Origin of the sequence: Rhizobium sp. RHZ02, assembly GCF_014851575.1 — a bacterium.
Taxonomy (GTDB): Bacteria; Pseudomonadota; Alphaproteobacteria; order Rhizobiales; family Rhizobiaceae; genus Rhizobium; species Rhizobium altiplani.
Genome location: NZ_JACUZX010000089.1, coordinates 1 through 575 on the forward strand (window position 1 = coordinate 1; position 575 = coordinate 575).

Annotated in this window: 1 protein-coding gene; it reads left to right on the plus strand. The window is 63.8% G+C overall.

The genetic code is table 11. The features are described 5' to 3' along the window. Nucleotides 1–575, plus strand: a 575-nt coding sequence (locus tag IB244_RS31630; protein ID WP_192306996.1) for a transposase, incomplete at both ends; no start/stop codon positions are given.

A 575-nucleotide genomic window follows, 5' to 3' on the forward strand; every position in this document is an offset into this window, starting at 1 on the left:
GAGCGGTTCGGCTTCGAGGTCGGTGCTGTCGGGCTGGATGCCGGCTATGCCACGTCCGGCATCGCCAAGGGGCTGGAGGACCGCACCATCCTCGGTGTCACCGGCTATCGCAACCCGACCCCGCCCAAAGATGGCATGATGCGCAAGTCGAAGTTCGTCTACGAGCCTGAGGCGGACGGTTATCGCTGCCCCGAAGGCCAACTGCTCGCCTATGCCACCACCGACCGCAACGGTTATCGCCACTATCGTTCGGATCCTGCCATCTGCCGCGATTGTCCGTTGCTGGCCTCCTGCACATCAAACACCAAGGCGGTGCGTACCATCACCCGCCATGTCTGGGCCGACGCCCGCCAGCGCACCGACGCCCATCGCCTGACCCCTTGGGGCAAGGCAATCTATAAGCGCCGCAAGGAGACGGTCGAGCGCTCGTTTGCCGATGCCAAGCAGCTTCACGGGCATCGCTATGCCCGCTTTCGAAGTCTCACCCGCGTCGCATGCCAGTGCCTGCTGGCTGCAGCCGCCCAAAACATCAAGAAGATCGCCATGGCGCTCACCAAGCCACCCAGACCAGCCAT